The organism is Modicisalibacter tunisiensis (assembly GCF_020148005.1).
Classification (GTDB): Bacteria; Pseudomonadota; Gammaproteobacteria; order Pseudomonadales; family Halomonadaceae; genus Modicisalibacter; species Modicisalibacter tunisiensis.
Genome location: NZ_JAGXFD010000001.1, coordinates 2,443,199 through 2,461,421 on the forward strand (window position 1 = coordinate 2,443,199; position 18,223 = coordinate 2,461,421).

General features: G+C 65.4%; 20 protein-coding genes. 10 read left to right on the forward strand and 10 right to left on the reverse strand.

Annotation, left to right across the window (positions count from 1 at the left end):
* The first annotated feature begins 2 nt into the window (after positions 1-2).
* The 10 genes from flgC to flgL all read left to right on the forward strand — a co-directional run bounded on the left by flgC (position 3) and on the right by flgL (position 10,331).
* A complete protein-coding gene (gene flgC / locus KGQ91_RS11420) occupies positions 3-410 on the forward strand; it encodes a flagellar basal body rod protein FlgC (protein ID WP_224421028.1) in 408 nt (135 codons plus the stop codon).
* A 35-nt stretch (positions 411-445) separates the two neighbouring features.
* On the forward strand, positions 446-1,132 hold the full coding sequence (locus KGQ91_RS11425; RefSeq protein ID WP_224421029.1) for a flagellar hook assembly protein FlgD: 687 nt from the start codon (positions 446-448) through the stop codon (positions 1,130-1,132).
* A 48-nt stretch (positions 1,133-1,180) separates the two neighbouring features.
* On the forward strand, positions 1,181-2,491 hold the full coding sequence (gene flgE, locus KGQ91_RS11430; RefSeq protein WP_224421030.1) for a flagellar hook protein FlgE: 1,311 nt from the start codon (positions 1,181-1,183) through the stop codon (positions 2,489-2,491).
* A gap of 69 nt (positions 2,492-2,560) precedes the next feature.
* The gene (gene flgF, locus KGQ91_RS11435) at positions 2,561-3,316 is read left to right on the forward strand and encodes a flagellar basal-body rod protein FlgF (protein ID WP_224421031.1); all 756 of its coding nucleotides are present in this window, start codon (positions 2,561-2,563) and stop codon (positions 3,314-3,316) included.
* Positions 3,317-3,342: 26 nt separating this feature from the next.
* Complete coding sequence (gene flgG / locus KGQ91_RS11440) at positions 3,343-4,125, forward strand: flagellar basal-body rod protein FlgG (RefSeq protein WP_224415055.1); 783 nt, start codon at positions 3,343-3,345, stop codon at positions 4,123-4,125.
* An 86-nt stretch (positions 4,126-4,211) separates the two neighbouring features.
* Positions 4,212-4,847 (forward strand): flagellar basal body L-ring protein FlgH, encoded by a 636-nt coding sequence (locus KGQ91_RS11445; RefSeq protein WP_377173396.1) that lies wholly within the window; start codon positions 4,212-4,214, stop codon positions 4,845-4,847.
* A 22-nt stretch (positions 4,848-4,869) separates the two neighbouring features.
* Positions 4,870-6,003, forward strand: a complete 1,134-nt coding sequence (locus KGQ91_RS11450; protein ID WP_224415053.1) for a flagellar basal body P-ring protein FlgI — start codon at positions 4,870-4,872, stop codon at positions 6,001-6,003.
* A complete protein-coding gene (gene flgJ, locus KGQ91_RS11455) occupies positions 6,003-7,067 on the forward strand; it encodes a flagellar assembly peptidoglycan hydrolase FlgJ (RefSeq protein ID WP_224415052.1) in 1,065 nt (354 codons plus the stop codon). The genes KGQ91_RS11450 and flgJ overlap by 1 nt, the downstream gene beginning before the upstream one ends.
* 73 nt (positions 7,068-7,140) lie before the next feature.
* Entirely contained in the window at positions 7,141-9,096 is a 1,956-nt protein-coding gene (gene flgK / locus KGQ91_RS11460) for a flagellar hook-associated protein FlgK (protein ID WP_224421033.1), read from the forward strand.
* 23 nt (positions 9,097-9,119) lie between these two features.
* Positions 9,120-10,331 carry a flagellar hook-associated protein FlgL gene (gene flgL / locus KGQ91_RS11465; RefSeq protein ID WP_224421034.1) on the forward strand — a complete coding sequence of 404 codons (1,212 nt, stop codon included), beginning with the start codon at positions 9,120-9,122 and terminating at the stop codon, positions 10,329-10,331.
* Positions 10,332-10,407: 76 nt separating this feature from the next.
* On the opposite strand, the gene fliR is transcribed toward flgL, so the two are convergent.
* From fliR to fliI, 10 genes are all read right to left on the reverse strand, one after another.
* On the reverse strand, positions 10,408-11,193 hold the full coding sequence (fliR, locus tag KGQ91_RS11470; protein ID WP_224421035.1) for a flagellar biosynthetic protein FliR: 786 nt from the start codon (positions 11,191-11,193) through the stop codon (positions 10,408-10,410).
* A gap of 16 nt (positions 11,194-11,209) precedes the next feature.
* Positions 11,210-11,479, reverse strand: a complete 270-nt coding sequence (gene fliQ, locus KGQ91_RS11475) for a flagellar biosynthesis protein FliQ (protein ID WP_224421036.1) — start codon at positions 11,477-11,479, stop codon at positions 11,210-11,212.
* 40 nt (positions 11,480-11,519) lie between these two features.
* Positions 11,520-12,293 carry a flagellar type III secretion system pore protein FliP gene (gene fliP / locus KGQ91_RS11480; RefSeq protein WP_224421037.1) on the reverse strand — a complete coding sequence of 258 codons (774 nt, stop codon included), beginning with the start codon at positions 12,291-12,293 and terminating at the stop codon, positions 11,520-11,522.
* On the reverse strand, positions 12,290-12,700 hold the full coding sequence (gene fliO, locus KGQ91_RS11485; RefSeq protein ID WP_224415048.1) for a flagellar biosynthetic protein FliO: 411 nt from the start codon (positions 12,698-12,700) through the stop codon (positions 12,290-12,292). The genes fliP and fliO overlap by 4 nt, the downstream gene beginning before the upstream one ends.
* Positions 12,697-13,206, reverse strand: coding sequence for a flagellar motor switch protein FliN (gene fliN, locus KGQ91_RS11490; RefSeq protein WP_163649429.1), 510 nt, complete (start codon positions 13,204-13,206; stop codon positions 12,697-12,699). The genes fliO and fliN overlap by 4 nt, the downstream gene beginning before the upstream one ends.
* Complete coding sequence (gene fliM, locus KGQ91_RS11495) at positions 13,199-14,239, reverse strand: flagellar motor switch protein FliM (RefSeq protein WP_163649430.1); 1,041 nt, start codon at positions 14,237-14,239, stop codon at positions 13,199-13,201. Before fliM ends, fliN begins: the two co-directional genes overlap by 8 nt.
* 3 nt (positions 14,240-14,242) lie before the next feature.
* Positions 14,243-14,731 (reverse strand): flagellar basal body-associated protein FliL, encoded by a 489-nt coding sequence (gene fliL, locus KGQ91_RS11500; protein WP_163649431.1) that lies wholly within the window; start codon positions 14,729-14,731, stop codon positions 14,243-14,245.
* A 163-nt stretch (positions 14,732-14,894) separates the two neighbouring features.
* Complete coding sequence (locus tag KGQ91_RS11505; RefSeq protein ID WP_163649432.1) at positions 14,895-16,295, reverse strand: flagellar hook-length control protein FliK; 1,401 nt, start codon at positions 16,293-16,295, stop codon at positions 14,895-14,897.
* A 17-nt stretch (positions 16,296-16,312) separates the two neighbouring features.
* Positions 16,313-16,783 (reverse strand): flagellar export protein FliJ, encoded by a 471-nt coding sequence (fliJ, locus tag KGQ91_RS11510; protein ID WP_163649433.1) that lies wholly within the window; start codon positions 16,781-16,783, stop codon positions 16,313-16,315.
* 27 nt (positions 16,784-16,810) lie between these two features.
* Positions 16,811-18,220, reverse strand: coding sequence for a flagellar protein export ATPase FliI (gene fliI / locus KGQ91_RS11515; RefSeq protein ID WP_224421409.1), 1,410 nt, complete (start codon positions 18,218-18,220; stop codon positions 16,811-16,813).
* Positions 18,221-18,223: the final 3 nt, after the last annotated feature.

Below are 18,223 nucleotides of genomic sequence, written 5' to 3' on the forward strand. Positions count from 1 at the left end.
CGATGTCCATGTTCAGCATCTTCGATATCTCCAGCTCGGCCATGAGCGCCCAGTCCAAGCGCATGAACGTCACCGCCAGCAACCTGGCCAACGCCGACAGCGTGGCCGGGCCGGATGGCGAGCCCTATCGCGCCAAGCAGGTCATCTTCGAGACACGCTCGGACGTCACCAGCGGCGTCGGCGGGGTGCAGGTCAGCCGGGTGGTCGACGATCCCAGCCCGATGCGTCGTGAATATCGGCCGGACAGCCCCATGGCCGACGATCAGGGCTACGTCACCATGCCCAACGTCGAACCGGTCGACGAGATGGTCAACATGATTTCCGCCTCGCGTTCCTACCAGGCCAACGTCGAGGTGATGAATACCAGCAAGTCACTGATGCTCAAGACACTGAGTCTGGGCGACAACTGATCGGCCCGGTTTCGTCCATTGTCAGGAGGCCCCGCATGGCCAACACCATCGACCCGAGCGTGCTCAACAACATGAACCTCGGCGCCGCCGCCAAGAAGGCGGCGGGATCGGGTTCGACCGAAGACCTCAGCAACAGCTTCATGACCCTGCTGGTGACCCAGCTGAAGAACCAGAATCCCATGAAGCCCATGGAAAATGCCGAAATGACCTCGCAGCTGGCGCAGATCAACACGGTCAACGGCATCAACCAGCTCAACGACACCCTGGATAGCCTCACCAGCCAGATCGATACCGGCCAGTCGCTGCAGGCGGCCGCGCTGATCGGCCAGGGCGTGCTGGTGCCGGGGGATCAGGTGCTCAAGAAGGACGACGCCACCACGCCCTTCGGTGTCGAGCTGGACAGCCCGGCGGATACGGTGAAGGTGTCCATCGTCGGCCAGAACGGCGAGGTGGTGCGCACCATCGACCCGCAACAGGTGGGCGCCCTGCAGGCCGGCACCCAGTCCTTCGTCTGGGATGGCACGCGCAACGATGGCTCCACCGCGCCCGACGGCGCCTATCACGTACGCATCGAGGCCACCCAGGATGACAAGGCCGTGCCGGTCACGGCGCTGAACTATGCCCAGGTCAACGGCGTGGTCACCACCGACACCGGCCCGCGGCTCGACCTGGGCGCGATTCGCGGGCAGGTCGGGCTGGATGCAGTCCGCCAGATTCTTTGAGTCACCCTTTTAAAACAGAACATCCGGTATACGTAGGGGAAGGCAATCATGGGTTTTTCACAAGCACTCAGCGGGATCGGCGCGGCCTCTCAGCAGCTTGACGTCGTCGGTAACAACATCGCCAACTCGCAGACAACAGGCTTCAAGAGCTCCTCGGTGCAGTTCGCCGACGTGTTTGCCAACAGCCAGGTGGGCCTGGGGACGCGCGTCTCCGGCGTCCTGCAGGATTTTACCAACGGCAACTTGGAAACTACCGGGCGCAACCTGGACCTGGCAATCACCGGCAGCGGGTTCTTCCGCTTCGAACAGGAGGGGCAGGTTGGTTATTCACGTAACGGGCAGTTGACCATGACTGCTGACGGCGGTCTGGTGAATGCTCAGGGCGCCAAGCTGATGGGATACGGCTTAAGTGATCCTAAAGATCCCTTCTCGAAGGTGACAGGTGGTGGGACACCAGTTGCATTGAATGTCCCGGCAGACGATATGCCGGCACAAGCGACTGGCGCGAGTGACGCAGATAATCCAGGGGTGCGTGCAATTTATAACCTTGACGCGAGTGTCACGCTTGGAGGTGACAATCCAACTCCGCTGAACAAGGTTGAGCTCCGAACGGATCCTGCAGACAAAACAAAAAAGACAGATATGAATTACCATTATTCGAACAGTTTTACTGTCTATGATTCGCTGGGTGAGTCACATTCTGTGTCTCTATATTTTACGAAGTCCGGTGATAATGCATGGAATGTAAAGCCCGCTATCGATGGGTTTTATAATGGCGGCTCTGATTTTACTCTTGATTTTTTGTCCAGTGGGAAGCTTCCTGAAGATAAGGATCGTAACGTCATAGGTGTCAATGGTGGTGATGCGACCGCTCAGCTGAATTTCTCGGCGGATTATTTGGGCAACGGTGCTGATGACCTTTCATTTGCGTTTGATCCTAAAGGAACAACCCAGTACGCAAACGATTTTACTCAGAAAAGTCTGACTCAGGACGGCTATTCTTCAGGGTCGCTAATTGGTATTAGTGTGGCTGATGACGGCACCATCATGCGCAATTATACTAATGAAAAGTCGATGGCGGCCGGGAAGATTGCCATGGCCAACTTCCGCAACCCGGAAGGCCTCAAGGCCTCCGGCGACAACATGTGGGCGGCCACTGCGGCTTCGGGCGCCGAAGTGCTGGGTACAGCCGGCGTCGGCCAGTTCGGAGCCATTGCGCCGGAGACTCTGGAGCAGTCCAACGTCGACCTGACCCAGGAGCTGGTTGACTTGATCATCGCCCAGCGCAACTACCAGGCCAACACCAACTCGATCCGCACCCAGTCCGAGGTGATGGATCAGGTCGCGCAGCTGCGCTGATATCGCGGGCCGCCGGGCCGGCGCCTTGCCGGCCCGGGGGAGCAACTGTCCAGCCGGAAACCCAACAGCATGGATCGTCTTCTCTATACCGCCATGAGCGGCGCCCGCCAGAGCATGGACCAGCAGGCGGTGATCAACAACAACCTTGCCAACGTGACGACGACGGGCTTTCGCGGCCAGCTCAACGCCATGCGCGCCGTGCCGGTGCAGGGCGAGGGCCTGCCCACGCGGGCTTCCGTGATGGCTTCCACGCCGGGCAGCGACTTTTCGGCGGGGCCGCTGAACACCACCGGTCGGCCGATGGATGTGGCGATCGACGGCGATGGCTGGCTGTCGGTGCAGACGCCCGATGGCGAAGCTTACACCCGGCGCGGTGACTTGCAGGTCGATGCCAACGGCGTCGTCAACGTGCAGGGTCGCCCGGTGCTGGGCGTCAACGGGCCGATTGTGGTGCCGCTGGGTGCGGATGTGCGCATCGGCAGCGACGGCACGCTCAGCGCGCAAGTGCCGGGTACCGACCCGGTGGCGCGGGGGCCGGCCGGGCAGCTCAAGCTGGTCAATCCGCAGCCCGGTGATCTGGTGCGTGGCGACGATGGCCTGTTCCGCCCCCGGCCCGATGCCAACGGTCAGGCGCCCGCCGCCCTGCAGGCCGATGACACCGTGCGGGTGGTAAGCGGGGCGCTCGAGGGCAGCAATGTCAGCCCCACCGAGGCCATGGTGGCAATGATCGACAGCGCGCGCCGTTACGACATGCAGATGAAAGTGATTTCCAGCGCCGACGAGAATGCGCAGCGGGCCAACAGTCTGCTGTCCGTCACCAGCTGAGTATCGATTTCCAGGGAGCCAACGAAATGATTCGATCGCTGTGGACCGCCAAGACCGGTCTCGAGGCGCAACAAACCCAGCTGGACGTGATTTCCAACAACCTGGCCAACGTCAGCACCAACGGCTTCAAGCGCTCGCGGGCGGTCTTCGAGGATCTGCTCTACCAGAACCTGCGTCAGCCCGGTGCCCAGTCGACCGTGCAGGACAACCTGCCATCCGGCTTTCAGGTCGGCAGCGGGGTGCGCCCGGTGGCAACCGAACGCCTGCACACTCAGGGCAATCTGGAGAATACCGAGAATTCCCGCGATCTGGCGATCAACGGCAAGGGCTTCTTCCAGGTCCAGCGCCCGGACGGCACCACCGCCTATACCCGCGACGGCAGCTTCCAGGTCAACCAGAACGGCCAGCTGGTCACCTCCAGCGGCTACCCCATCGAGCCGGCGGTCTTCATCCCGCAGAACGCGCTGTCGGTGTCCGTCAGCAAGGACGGCATTGTCTCCGTGACCCAGCCGGGCACCACCCAGTCGACGCAGGTCGGTCAGCTGACACTGGCGAACTTCACCAACCCCGCGGGGCTGGAGAGCGTCGGCGAGAACCTCTACCTGGAAACCGATGCTTCGGGCCCGGTGGCACAGAACCTGCCCGGCAACAACGGTGCCGGGGTGCTGTATCAGGGCTATGTCGAAACCTCCAACGTCAATGTAGTGGAGGAGATGGTCGGCATGATCGAGACCCAGCGGGCCTACGAGATCAACAGCAAGGCCGTCGAGAAGTCGGATCAGATGCTGGCGCGCCTGGCCCAGCTGTAAACGCAGCGACATGACGAGACCCAACGCTCATGAGTGACCGGCTACCGCGAATCACCCGCCATATCGGCTTCGGCGCTGCGCTGCTGATGGCAATGATACTGACGGGGTGTGCCCAGTTGCCGCGGCCGTCGGTGGTCGGCGAGCAGGAGAAGATCGCCCTGCAGCCCCCGCCGCCGCCGGTGCCCAACGGGGCCATCTACCAGCCGGCCAGTGGCTATCAGCCGCTGTTCGAGGATCGCCGACCGCGCCAGGTCGGCGATGTGCTGACCATCGTGCTCGACGAGAACGTCAGTGCCAGCAAGAGTTCCTCGGCCAATGCCGGGCGCGACGGCAGCGCCACGCTGGGGTTGAATTCCCTGCCGCATGGGCTGAAAAAACTGGGCAAGTACGGCTTCGATGTCGAGGGCAAGAACGACTTTTCCGGCAGCGGCGGGGCGTCGGCGAACAACAGCTTCACCGGCACCATCACCGTCACCGTGACCGACGTGCTCTACAACGGCAACCTGCAGGTTCAGGGCGAGAAGCAGATCGCCATCAACCAGGGGACCGAGTTCATCCGCTTCGCCGGCGTGGTCGATCCCGAGTACGTCAGCGACCAGAACAGCGTGATGTCCACCCAGGTGGCGGACGCCCGCATCGAGTACGTCGGCAATGGCTACATCAACGAGGCGCAGACCATGGGCTGGTTGCAGCGCTTCTTCCTCAACATCTCGCCGTTCTGAGCGAAGGAGGGCCCGGGAAATCATGAAAACGCAGACCCTTTCCTCCGACGTCGTCAGGCTGTGGCTGTGGTGCCTCGGTATCCTGCTGGCCTGCCTGCTGGCCATGCCGGCCCGGGCGGAGCGGCTTCAGGACCTGGCCTCGTTCGCCGGCGTGCGCAACAACGCCCTGGTGGGCTACGGGCTGGTGGTCGGCCTCGACGGCACGGGTGACCAGACCACCCAGGCGCCGTTCACCACCCAGAGCCTGACCAACATGCTCAACCAGCTGGGGATCAGCGTGCCCGAGGGCACCAACATGCAGCTCAAGAACGTGGCAGCGGTCATGGTCACCGCCGAGCTGCCGCCCTTCGCGCGCCCGGGGCAGCCGATCGACGTCGTGGTGTCCTCCGTGGGCAATGCCCGCAGCCTGCGTGGCGGCACCCTGCTGATGACCCCGCTGAAGGGGGCCAACGGGCAGGTGTACGCCATGGCCCAGGGCAATGTCTTCGTCGGCGGCGCCGGTGCCCAGGCCGCGGGCAGCAGCGTCTCGATCAATCAGCAGGCCGGCGGCAGCATCAACGGCGGGGCGACCGTCGAGCGAGCGGTGCCGCTGGCCCTGGGGCGTGACGGCACGCTCGACCTGCAACTGAACGAGTACAGCTTCGATACCGCCCAGCGTGCCGTGGCGGCGATCAATCGCGAGTTCGGCGCGCCGGTGGCCGCGGCGGTCGACGGGCGGGTCATCCGCCTGCAGGCGCCGGCGGACAGCAACGACCGCGTGCGTTTCATGGCGCGGGTGCAGAACATCGACCTGGCGCTCGGGCAGGAACCCGCCAGGGTGGTCATCAACTCGCGGACGGGGTCAGTGGTGCTCAACAGCAGCGTGATGCTGCACCAGGCGGCGGTGGCCCACGGCAACCTGTCGGTCACCATCAGCTCCAACCCGCAGGTCAGCCAGCCCAATGCGTTTTCCCAGGGCCAGACGGCGGTGGTGCCCAACGCCAACGTGTCGGTCTCCCAGGAAGGCGGCTCGCTGCAGATGGTGCAGACCAGCGCGGATCTGGCGAAGGTGGTCAGTGCGCTCAATGCGCTGGGTGCCACGCCACAGGATTTGATGTCGATCCTGCAGGCCCTCAAGGCGGCCGGCTCGCTGCGGGCCAAGCTGGAGATCATCTGATGACGGTCAACAACCTGGGCAGCCAGTTCGCGCTTGATCTGCAGGGCCTGCAGCGGCTCAAGCATACCGCTCGCGAGAACCCGCAGGAGGGGGTGAAGTCGGCGGCCAGGGACTTCGAGGCGATCTTCCTGCGCATGATGCTCAAGAGCATGCGCGAGGCCACGCCCCAGTCGGGGCTGCTCGACAGTCAGCAGGCACGGTTCTACACGGAAATGCTCGACAAGCAGTGGGCGCAGGAGCTGTCGGGCAAGGGCTTCGGGCTGGCGGAGAAACTGGTCGAACAGTTGCAGAGCTCAGGCATGGTGCCCGGCGGCGAGCGCGCGGGCGAGCCGTTGATCGCCGGCATTCCGCGGGGAACGCCGCGGGTGCTGAAGAGTGACGCGGGCGAGGCTGCCGTCGCGTCGACCGCCCGCGAGCGCGGCTTCCTCGGTGCGCTGGATGCCCGCTCGGCGGCACAGGCTGCCGGTCAGCCGGCTCCCGAGACTCCCTCGCGGGGAGAGGACACCCGCCCGGCGCATGTGGCGCGTTTCGTCGATTCGCTGCGCGGTCCGGCCGAAGCGGCGGCGCGACAGACCGGTGTGCCGGCCGAGCTGATCCTCGCGCAGGCCGCCCTGGAAACGGGCTGGGGGCGCTACGAGATTCCCACCGCCGAGGGCGGCAACAGCCACAACCTGTTCGGCATCAAGGCCGGCAGCCAGTGGCGCGGGGATACCACCGACATCGCCACCACCGAATACGCCGACGGCCGTCCTGAACGGCGCGTAGATCGCTTCCGGGTCTATGACGACTATCAGGCGGCCTTCACCGATTACGCGCGGCTGATCGGCGACAACCCGCGCTACGCCGGCGTGGTGACCGCGACGGATGGCGCCCAGGCGGCACGTGCCCTGCAGGCGGGCGGCTATGCCACCGACCCGCGCTACGCCGACAAGCTGATCGCCGTGATGGAGTCCCTGCAGCAGCCGGCGACGAGTGCCGGTGCCCGGGACGTGGCGCAGGCGCAATCAGGGCACGCGACAGGCGATCCGTTCAGCCTGGAGCAGGTGCCCTCGCGCCTGTTCTGATCGACTCCGGGGGCGCTCAAGTTCTTCGGCGCTCGGCCGATATCTCAGACAATAGCCAGATCGGGATAGCCACATGAGCCTCTTTTCCACCGGCCTGAGCGGTCTCAACGCCGCCCAGGTCGCCCTGCAGACCGCCGGCACCAACGTCAGCAACGTCTATACGCCGGGCTACAATCGTCAGGTCGCCCAGCTCGGTGAAACCCTGCCGGCGGGCGGGGGCGTCCAGGTCAACGATGTCGAGCGGCAGTTCAACCAGTACATCGCCTCGCAGCTCAACGCGGCCACCAGCCGTTCCAGCGCGCTGGAGACCTACAGCACCCAGGCCAGCCAGATCGACAACCTGCTGGCCGACAGCGATTCCGGCCTGGCTCCCCTGATGCAGAGCTTCTTCTCCTCGATGCAGGATCTGGCCGGCGCGCCGTCCGATCCGGCCGCGCGGCAGGGTGTCATCGGCACCGCGGACACCCTGACGGGCCAGTTCCGTGCCTTCGACAGCTACCTGGACGACATGCAGTCGGGCATCAACGGCCAGATCCGTGACGAGGTCACGCAGATCAACAACACGGCCGATCAGCTGGCCAAGCTGAATCGCCAGATCTCGCTGACCAAGGCCAAGACCGGCGACATCCCCAACAACCTGCTCAATCAGCGCGACCACATGGTGGCCACGCTAAGCGAGCGTCTGGATGTCTCGCTGAGCGTGCAGGACGGCGATACCTACAACGTCATGCTCGGCAACGGCCAGCCGCTGGTCGCCGGCAACCGCAGCTACACGCTGGAGGCCGTGCCGTCGTCCGCCGATCCCTCGCGTACCGTGGTGGCCTACAACGACCCGGGCGGCAGTCAGGTCGAGCTGCGGGACTCGACCTTCGAGGGCGGCACCCTCGGCGGGCTGATGACCTTCCGGCGTGAAACCCTGGACAAGACCCAGAACCAGCTGGGGCAGATGGCGCTGTCGCTGGCCGCCGGCTTCAACGACCAGCACCGCGCCGGTCAGGACCTGAACGGCGATCAGGGCGGTGACTTCTTCGCCATCGGCGGGCCCACGGTCTTCAGTGATGATACTAACCAAGGAAACGCCAGCATCACGTCAGCGGTGTTCAGTGATGTCTCTCAGGTGACTTCGGGGGACTACGAGCTGCGTTACGATGGCAGCAGTAGTAAGTTTTCCATAACGCGCCTGGATACAGGGGCGAAGCTGGATAGTGGCGATGTTGCCTGGGACAGCTCCAGCGGCAAGCTAAGTTTCGATGGCGTCACGCTGACTCTGGATGACCCCAGCCAGCTGCAGAATGGCGATGTCTATCAGCTGCAGCCGACGCGCAACCTGGCTGGTACGCTGGAGAATGTGATTCACGATACGTCAAAGATTGCGGCCAGTGCGCATGTCGCTGCCAATATCAGCACAAGCACTGGCAGTGGATCATCGTTGTCCGTCGACAGCGTGACCGTGGGGCAGGGCTTCAAGCTTCCGCCAGATGGGGCGCCGCTGAACCTGCAGGTCAATACTGTCAATTCGGATGGCAGTTTCGAGTTGGGGAATGCGGCTGGGGGGAAACTGGGCGCTGAGGTGTTGCTCAACGGCGAGGCGGTTAGCGATCCGACCGCTGTCACTCTTGGTGCCGGTGACAAGCTCACTGTAGACGGGGTCGCCCTGACTTTCTCCGGCACTCCTGTGTCGGGCGATACGGTCCAAATCAAACAGGATCCGGCCGCCGGTGACAACACCAATGCCCTAGCGTTGCAGAATCTGCAGAATGCCGACCTGGTCGGTGGCAAGGCAAGCCTCAACGAGTCCTACGCCTCGATGGTCAGCGACGTGGGCAACCGTACCAACGTCGTCAAGGCCAACCTGGATGCCCAGAATACCCTGACCGAGCAGCTCACTCAGGTCCAGCAGTCCGAGTCCGGCGTCAACCTCGACGAGGAGGCGGCCAACCTGATCCGCTTCCAGCAGTACTATCAGGCCAACGCCAAGGTCATCCAGACCGCCAGCACGGTCTTCGACAGCATTCTGGGCATTCGTTAACCGGTTCACGGGAGTTTTTCGTCATGCGTATCAGCACGCTGACCATGTTTGATTCGAGGCTGACGGCCATGAATCGTCAACAGAGTGACTTCCTCAAGGTTGGCCAGCAAATGGCGACCGGGCGGCGTGTGGTCTCGCCTTCGGACGATCCGCAGGCGGCCTCGCGTGCTGTCGGGGTTTCCCAGTCGCTGGCCGTCACTCAGCAATATTCGGATTCGCGAGTCTCGGCGCGCAATGCCATGTCGCAGGAAGAAAGCGTGCTCAATAGCGTGAGCAAGGCGGTTACCAGTGCCAAAACGCTGATTATCCAGGCAAGCAACGACACCCTCAGCAATGCTGACAGGACATCGGTAGCGAGCCAGTTGCGGGGCATCTACGAAAGCCTGCAAGGCATGGCCAATACCACGGATGGTAATGGGTCGTACCTATTCGGTGGTATCAAGGATAATGCGCCGCCCTTCGTCGAGGACGGCGGCAAGATCACGTACAAGGGTGCTGATACAGTGCGGCATCAGCAGGTCGATGCCTCCCGTCAGATGGCAGTTGGAGACAGCGGCCAAAAGGTCTTTTCTGGTGTGCATAGCGGGGCGGACTATGTGGCTGATGCAACGACCAGTGCTCCCAGCACATTGCGGTTTTCCGGCCCCCACACGGCGGATGCAAGCAACGCGGAGTACGGTGACTCATTCACCCTGGAGATTACCAGCTACAATGCCGGCACCGGGGAGTTCGGCTATGATTTGACCAACCAGACGTCCGGCTCGACAAGCTCTAAAACGGGCAACATTGGCGATCCCGTGAAATTCGGTGGTATCTCGATGACGCTCGAGGGAACCCCCGCCGTGGGTGATAGGCTTGACGTGAGTCGCGGCAAGGATCAGAGCCTCTTTTCCACGCTGGAAAATGCGTTGAATGTACTTGAGTCGCCTGCCGAGACTCCCACGGGCAAGGCGCAGCTGGATAACACCTTGTCGACGGTCAGCCGCCAGCTGGACAACAGCCTGGACAACGTTCTGACGACCCGGGCCTCGGTCGGAGCTCGCCTGAACGAGCTCGACGAACTGGATAACATCAGCAGCAACCGTTCGCTGAACTACAAATCGACTCTGTCCGACCTGGTCGATCTCGATTATTCCAAGGCCGTATCCGATTACAGCCTGCGTCAGGTCGGCCTGCAGGCCTCCCAGAAAGCCTTCGTGGATGTGAAGAACATGTCGCTGTTCCAGATGCTGTAATCCCGTCGCGCCGGATCTCGGCGCAGCAATAACAACGCCTTCGAGACCTTCGAAGGCGTTTTCGTTGGTGGGTCACTCATCCCGCCATGAGCGCAATGACCTGCTGGAGCATGTTCAGTCCCTGCTGGAAAAGATTTTCCAGGAAGCGGCTGAGGTCCATCATCAGCACCATCAGCAGGGCCAGGCCCGCCGTCAGCGTCAGCGGAAAGCCGATCGAGAAGATCGTCAGCTGTGGCGAGGCGCGATTGAGGATGCCCAGCGACAGGTTGATGATCATCAGCGCGGCGATCACCGGCAGGGCCAGCAGCAGGCCGGAGCGGAAGATGGTGCCGCCGTAGCGGGCGATCGCCTCGAAGGCGTCGGCATTCAGGGGGTGAGCGCCGATCGGCAGGGCGGTGAAGGAATCGGCGAGGATCTCGATGACCATCAGGTGGACATTGAGGGCCAGCATCATCAGCAGGGTGATCATGTACAGGAAGCGTGCCAGGACCACGGTATTCTCGCCGATGTCCGAGGCGAAGAAGGTGGCGAAGCCGAGCCCCATCTTCAGGGCGATGTACTCGCCGGCGGCCATCACCACCGACAGTGTGACGTGCATGACCAGCCCCATCGCCACCCCGATCAGCAGCTGCTCGACGAGGATGCCCAGTCCCGGCCACGAGACAATGGGCACCGCAGGCAGCGGCGGCAGCGAGGGCGCGATCACGTAGGCGATCAGCGCCGCCAGGCCGATCCGTGCCTGACGGGGAATGCTGTCGTGGCCCCACAGCGGGGCGGCCATGATGAAGGCAAGCAGGCGCACGAACGGCCAGAAGAAGGCGACCAGCCAGGCGTGGAGTTGGTCGTAGGTGACCTCGAGCATGGTGCGGCGGCGCGCCCTAGCCGAGCATCAGCGGTATGTTGTGGAAGAGCTCGGTGGTGAAGTTGGTGATCAGCTTGATCAGCCAGGGGCCGGTCAGCACCATCACGCCGAACACGCCGAGAATCTTGGGGATGAAGGTCAGGGTCATCTCGTTGATCTGGGTCGCCGCCTGGAACAGGCTCACCAGCAGGCCGATGGCCAGCGCCGTCAGGATCAGCGGGCCGGCGAGGAAGAGGGTGACCTTCATGCCCTGGTAGGCCAGGCTCATTACCATTTCCGGTGTCATGGCAGGCGCTCCGTCGAGGAAAGAGGACGATGCTCGGGGGTCATAGGTGGAAGCTCTGGGCCAGCGAGCCGATCAGCAGCTGCCAGCCGTCGACCAGCACGAACAGCATCAGCTTGAAGGGCAGCGAGATGGTCACCGGCGGCACCATCATCATGCCCAGCGACATCAGCACGCTGGCCACTACCAGGTCGATGATCAGAAACGGGATGAAGATGGTAAAGCCGATCTGGAAGGCGGTCTTCAGCTCGCTGGTGACATAGGCGGGCAGCAGCACGCGCATGGGCACGTCCTCGGGGCCCTGCATCTCGCCGACATTGGCCAGCTTGGCGAACAGGGCGATATCCGGCTCGCGGGTCTGGGCCATCATGAACTCGCGGAACGGATCGCTGACGCGTTCGACGAAAGTTTCCAGGCCGATCTGCTTTTCCGACAGCGGCACCCAGGCCTGCTCGTAGGCGTCGTGCAGCGTCGGCGACATGATGAAGAAGGTCAGGAACAGCGCGATGCCGAGCAGCACCTGGTTGGGCGGCGTGGCCTGGGTGCCCATGGCGGTGCGCAGCAGGCTCAGCACGATGATGATCCGCGTGAAGCTGGTCATCATCAGCAGCATGGCCGGCAGGAAGGCCATGGCACTGAGCAGCAGCAGCAGCTGCAGGCTCAGCGACCACTGCTGGCCGCCGTCCTCGAGGGGCTGGCTGGTCAGCCCGGGGATCGACTGGGCCAGGGCCGCCTGCGGCAGCAGGACCAGCGCCGCGAGCAGGGCGAGCCGCAGCCAGCCGCAGTGGCGAGGCAGCACCTGTCGGATTGCGCTCATGACGACGCTCCGTCATCCCCCGAGCGCGCCTTGCCCTGTCGCAGGGCGGACGCCAGCCGCGTGGCGAAGCCGCCGGCATCGGCGGCGGGGGGCTCGGGCGGTTCGGCCGGCGCGGGCAGGTGGTGCAGGGCATTGACCTGGCCGCCGCCGACGCCCAGCACCAGCCAGGTTTCCTCGACCTGGATCACCACCACGCGCTCCTTCTGGCCGACCGCGGCGCTGGCCACGACCTTCAGGTGACGGCCTGCCTGGCCGCGACCGGCATTGAGCCGGCGCAGGGCATAGCTGCACAGCAGGATGATGCCCACCACCACCGCCAGCGCCAGGGCGGTCTTGCCCAGCATCGCCAGTTCCAGCAGGTTGTCGCCACCGGGCGTGGCGCCTTGTGCCGCATCGCTCGCGCTCATCGGTTGAGCTTCTGCACCCGCTCGGAGGGGGTGATGATCTCGGTGACGCGGATGCCGTACTTGTCATCGACCACCACCACCTCGCCCTGGGCGATCAGGTAGCCGTTGATCAGGATATCCATGGGCTCGCCGGCCAGGCCGTCGAGCTCGATGACCGAGCCCTGGGCCAGTTCCAGCAGCTGCTTGATGGTGATGCGCGTGCGGCCCAGTTCCACGGTCAGCTTGACCGGGATGTCCATGATCATCTCGAGGTCGCGCATCGACGACTGGCCGTCACTGCCGTCGTCCAGCGGCTTGAAGACCGTGTCGCCGGCGGCGCGGGCCCGGCTGGTGTCGGCGGCCGGCTCCGGTGGCTCGTCGGGCTGGTGCTCGGCCTCGGCCTGTTCGGCGAAGGCGGCGGCCCAGGGATCGTCCTCGGCCGCCGGCTCCTCGCCGGCCTGCTCGGCCATGGCCTTCGCCCAATCGTCGTCGGCGCTGTTTTGATCGGGTTTGTTGGGATCAGTCATTCTCGGATTCCTTGACTCCGCTCGGCCCGGGAGCAAATTTGGCGTGGGACTGGACATGGTCGATCAGGCGGCGCACGCGCAACGCCCGCTGCCCGTGCTGGCTGCCGTACTCGCACTGCATGACCGGCACGCCGTCGACGCTGGTGGTGACGATATCCGGCAGCTCGATGGGCAGCACGTCGCCGCTCTTCAGCGACATCACCCGCCCCAGGGTCGTGGTGATGTCGACGAAATTGGCCACCAGCTCGATCTGCGATTCCTTGACCTCGTCGGCCATGCGCTCGCCCCACACCCGGTCTTCCTCGGCGTTGCTGTCGGTCAGCGGGCCGGACAGCAGATCGCGGATGGGCTCGATCATCGAGTAGGGCATGCAGATCTGGAAGTTGCTGGACAGGTTGCCGACTTCCAGATGGAAGGTGCTGGTGACCACGATCTCGTTGGGCGAGCTGGTGATGTTGGCGAACTTGACCTGCATCTCCGAGCGGGTGTAGCCGATCTCCAGCGGATAGACCGACTTCCAGGCGTCCTGGTAGGCGTCGATGGCCAGGCGCAGCAGGCGCTGGATGATGCGCTGTTCGGTGTGCGTGAACTCGCGGCCTTCCGACTTGGTCAGAAAGCGCCCGTCGCCGCCGAACAGGTTGTCGACCACCATGAACACCAGGTTGGGCGGGAACAGCACCAGGGCCGTGCCGCGCAGGGGTTTCATGGAAATCAGGTTGATGTTGGTCGGCACCGGCACATGCCGCGAGAAGTCGCTGTAGCTCTGATAGCGAACGGCCTCGACGGTGATGTCGGCACTGCGGCGCAGCAGGTTGAACAGGCTCATCCGGAACTGGCGGGCGAAGCGCTCGTTGATGATGTCGAGCGCGTGCAGGCGTTCCCGGATGATGCGGTGCTGGGTGGCCGGGTCATACGGGCGGATGCGCGAGCCGCCGCGTTGCGCCTCGCTTTCCGAACCGCTTTCCTCTTCGCCGCTGACGCCCTTGAGCAAGGCATCGATTTCGTCCTGCGACAGGAGATCGTCTTGAGCCATGGTCTATTGCACGATGAAGTCGGTGTAGAGCACGTCTTCCACCTGAAGCGGCTTCTGGGCGTTCGCGAACGGCTTGTCGAACAGGGCCAGGATCGCCTGCGAGAGCGACTGCTTGCCGGCCGGTGTCACCAGATCCCCGGCCTTCTGGCCGGACAGCAGCATCAGCAGGCGGCTGCGGACCTGAGGCATGTAGGTCAGCAGCGCTTCCCGGGTCTGGTCGTCGAGTACCTTGAGGGACAGGCCGATGTAGAGCAGCCGCTGGGAATAGTCGTCGCTCTGGATGTTGACCGTGAACGGATCGATGGTCACGAAGATGGGCGTGGCCGGTTCCTGGGGCGCCGCCTCCTCGGTACCGGTCTGGCTGGCCGACGAGATGCGCGACTCCAGCAGAAAATAGACGCCGGCCGAGCAGGCACCCGAGATGAGGATGATCAATAAGCCCAGCAGCCACCAGGGCTTGCGGCTCTTGCCGTCGGTCTTTGTCTTGGCCATTGATTACGCCGTCGTGGATTGCAGGTGGGGGGAGTATGCGTCCTGCGCCGCGCCCGGGATGGCGGAAAAAGGGCGTGCATCCGGGGTCAACTCGGGGCTTTGCCGGCGGCCGACGGGGGGTGATACGCCCGGCAGCCGCCGGCCTCCTGCGCAGTGCGATGGATCAGGCGTAGAGATCGACGCCGCCGACGCGCGAGCCCGGTGGCGCGGTGATCGTCATGCCGGCTTCGCCGTCGACGCCCTCGTCACCAGGGCCGCTGGCGCCCTGAGCCAGGGCCCCCGGGGCGCCGGATGCCGGGCGGCCGGAACCGCCGGACGCATCCTGCTGGCCCGGCTGGGGCTGCTCGCCGACCATGGCCTCGCCGAGCTGGATGCCGGCCTCGTTCAGGGCGGCCCGCAGTTGCGGAATGGCCTGCTCGATGGCGGCCCGGACCTGCGGATTGTGGGACAGGAACTGGGCCTGGGCCAGCTGGTCGTCGACCTTCAGCTGGACCGACAGCGGCCCCAGCTCGGCGGGGTGCAGGTGCAACTGGACCTGCTGGCCGCCGCGCTGATGCAGCTGAATCAGCTGCTGGCCGAGCCCCTGCTGCCACTGGGCGGAGGCCACGGGAGCGCTCAGTGTCGCGGTCGCCGGTGCGGGCGTGGAGGCCGCGCCGGCGGCATGTCCCGCTGTGCCGCCGGCCTGGGCGGCGAAGGTGTTCAGCGGTGCCTGGGTGGCATCGCCCCGGGCCGCATCCAGCAGGGCGCCCTGCCAGTTGTGCTTGGCGTCGCCAGCCGTGGCCGCTGTCATCGACTGTGTCGCGGCATTGCCACCGGTGGCCGCTGTCGCCGTCTGCAGGGCCTGGAACAGCGGCGGCGGGGTAGTGCCGTCGGCATTCCCGCCCGGGTTGCGACCGGCCGGCAGCGTGTCGACGGGCAGGGCGCTCATGCCCGGCTGACGGGCGCCGGACGAGTCCATGCCCGCCGGGGTCATCGGCGCATCGGCGTGATCGGACATGCGTCCCGGGGTACCGGCGATGGCGTCCAGTCGCTGACGGATGGCATCCAGCGAGGTATCACCGCCGGCGGACGCCTCACGCGGCAGGCGCTGATGCAGGGCCGAGAGGTCGAGCGCCGCCTGCCTGTCGGCCTTGTCCGCCAGCAGCGGCTGGAGCAGGGCGGCCAGCTGGTCGACCAGCGACTCGGCGTCGGCCGGCTTGCCTTTCTGGTCGGAGCCCGGATCGGCGGACAGCCGCTTGAGCAGCGTGTCGAGGGGCGTGTCCTGGGCACTTGACACCGGCGAGCCGTCACCGGACGCCTGCAGCAGGGCACGCAGGGTATCCTTGAGTGATCCCTGGTCCGGGCGGCCCTTCAGCTGGGCGGCGAGCTGCTCGAGCGCCGTCGCCAGGTCCGTCTTTCCGGTGCCCGGAGCGCCTGCCGTCTCCGCATCGGCCGCGTCGGCATTGCCCAGCTTGGCCAGCAGACCGGCGAACAGCCCGGCCGGCGTGGCGGGTGTGCTGCCGGCGCTGCTGCCGGTGGAGGAAGGGGGCGTCCCCGTGGCGGGGGCCAGTGCTGACAGGGCCATGGTAGGGGGTTACCTCCTCAGTGACTGGACTCGTGAGACGCGGTGCGCGACTCGCGCCGCAGCAGCAGGGTATTGGCCATCTCGTCGTTCTGGCGCTGCTCGCGCTTCAGCTCGCGGCGCTGTTCGCGCTGCTGGCGGCGGGTCTCCAGGGTGTCGTAGGCGGACAGCCGTCGCTGCTCCTGCTGCCAGTGCTGCTGGCCCTGGCCGAGCTGGCGCTCGCGCTCGCCCAGCGACTGGCGGGCGCGCTCGATGGCGGCGTCCAGCGAGCGCAGGAACTGCTCGTAATTGCGCCAGCTGTCGGGCCCGATGCCGCGCTGCATGGCCGTCTGCAGCTTTTCGCGGTACTCCTGGCGATAGCGTTGCAGCGTCTCGAGCTGGGTCTGGGCATCCTGTCGGGCACGCCGCAGCGCCACCAGCCGCTGGCTGGCGGTATCGCGCTTCTCGCGGGTCAGCGAGATCAGGGTTTCCAGGGGGGACGCTTGCGACATGACGGTTCACCTCGATGATGGCCCAGACTACCGGTTGCCGGTCTGGATCAATGCCTGCAAAAGCTGGCGGGTTTCCTCGATATTCGCGCGTTCGTCGATGCGCTGCTGGAGGAAGCGTTCCAGCTGCGGGTAGAGCGAGACGGCCTGGTCGAGCTGCGGGTCGTGGCCCGGCGTGTAGGCGCCGACGCTGATCAGGTCGCGATTGCGCTGGTAACGCGAGACCATCTGCTTGAACTGCTGGGCCCGGCGCCACTGGTCGTCGTCGACGACGGCGGTCATCGCGCGGCTGATCGATGCCTCGATGTCGATCGCCGGATAGTGGCCGCCCTCGGCCAGGGCGCGGGAGAGCACGATATGGCCGTCGAGAATGGCCCGCGCCGAGTCGGCGATCGGGTCCTGCTGGTCGTCGCCCTCGGTCAGCACGGTATAGAAGGCGGTGATCGAGCCGCCGCCACGGGGGCCGTTGCCGGCACGCTCCACCAGGCTGGGCAGCTTGGCGAACACCGAGGGCGGGTAGCCCTTGGTGGCCGGCGGTTCGCCGATCGCCAGGGCGATCTCGCGCTGGGCCATGGCATAGCGCGTCAGCGAGTCCATGATCAGCAGCACGTTGCGGCCGGCATCGCGAAAGTCCTCGGCCAGGCGCGTGGCGTAGGCGGCGCCCTGCAGGCGCTGCAGCGGCGAGGTGTCGGCCGGGGCGGCCACCACCACGGCGCGCCGGCGGCCCTCCTCGCCGAGGATGTTGTTGATGAAGTCCTGCACCTCGCGGCCGCGCTCGCCGATCAGTCCGACGACGATGACGTCGGCCCGGGTGTAGCGCGCCATCATCCCCAGCAGTACCGACTTGCCGACCCCGGAGCCGGCGAACAGCCCCATGCGCTGGCCGCGGCCGACGCTCAGCAGGCCGTTGATGGCACGGATGCCGACATCGATCTGGGTCTCGATGGGCGCCCGGGACAGCGGGTTGAAAGGGGGCGTGGCCAGCGGCGCATGGGGCACATCGTGCAAGGGGCCCTTGCCATCCAGCGGGCGACCGTTGCCGTCCAGCACGCGGCCCAGCAGGTGATCGCCCAGCGGGAAGCGTCGGGCGCTGCTCTGGGCGTCCTGGCCCTCGCCGAGGGGAAAGACCCGGGAGCCGGGCAGCAGGCCGCTGATCTCCTCCAGCGGCATGAGGAAGAGCCTTTCGCCCGAGAACCCCACCACCTCGGCCTCGGCGAAGCGGGGCTGCGGCCGAGCGTCGGGAGTGCCGACATGCGGCGACAGCTCGATGCGACAGGCGCTGCCCAGCGGCACCCGCAGCCCCACGGCCTCGAGCACCAGGCCGGTGGCGCGCACGATGCGCCCGCTGGCCCGATAGCCGGGCAGGCCGGTGACCCGGCGCTGCATCCCCGCCAGGGCGTCCTGCCAGTGCTGCTGGTAGGGGTTGGGGGCACTCGGCATCAC